Here is an 888-nt window from a genome sequence, read left to right as displayed (position 1 = left end):
GCGGGGTGGAGCAGCCTGGTAGCTCGTCGGGCTCATAACCCGAAGGTCGTCGGTTCAAATCCGGCCCCCGCAACCAACACATTAAGCACCTTAACGGGTGTTTTTTTGTATCTGTCGTTCGTAAAAAAAGCGCTTTTCAGCGCTTTTTTGTTATCCCCTTCTCGCCAGCGTCGCACCATCGGCAAAGTAGGCTTTAATCCCTGCCAGAATCGACTCCGCCACTTCCTGCTGGAAGGTCGCCGTCTTCAGCTTACGCTCTTCTTCGACGTTACTGATAAATGCCGTTTCCACGAGGATGGAGGGAATATCCGGCGCTTTCAGCACCGCGAACCCGGCTTGCTCAACCTGATTCTTATGCAGGTTGTTGATTTTACCAAGCTTATTCAGCACCGCTTTGCCAAACTTCAGGCTGTCGGCGATGGTCAGCGATTGCACCATATCGAACATGGTGTGGTCGACATAACGGTCACCGCTTTTGCTAACGCCACCGATGAGATCCGAGGCGTTCTGGGTTTGGGCCAGATATTTTGCCGCGGTACTGGTCGCCCCTTTAGTCGAGAGCGCAAACACCGATGAGCCGCTGGGTTGCCGGCTGGTAAAGGCATCGGCGTGAATAGAGACAAACAGGTCTGCACGCTGTTTCTGCGCTTTCGCCACACGCACTTTTAGCGGAATGAATATATCTTCATTACGCGTCATAAAGACCTTCATGTTGCCCTCTTTTTCAATAAGGGCTCGCAGGCGACGGGCAATTTGCAGTACCACATCTTTTTCACGCGTCTTGTATTTCCCCACCGCACCGGAGTCTTCTCCACCGTGCCCGGGGTCCAGCATAATGACAATCGGACGATCGCGCCCCGCTTTACCCGGCTGCGGACCACTTTGCGC

General features: G+C 53.8%; 1 pseudogene. It reads right to left on the bottom strand.

Features of this window, described 5'->3' with window-relative positions:
• Positions 1–150: 150 nt before the first annotated feature.
• Positions 151–888 (bottom strand): annotated as a pseudogene (gene amiC, locus KQJ18_RS24205) (N-acetylmuramoyl-L-alanine amidase AmiC); the annotation flags it as partial.

The organism is Citrobacter sp. S55_ASV_140 (assembly GCF_018919505.1).
GTDB classification, from domain to species: Bacteria; Pseudomonadota; Gammaproteobacteria; order Enterobacterales; family Enterobacteriaceae; genus Citrobacter; species Citrobacter werkmanii.
The sequence above is the reverse complement of the archived record's forward strand: the minus strand, read 5'-3'. Positions and strand labels throughout refer to the sequence as shown.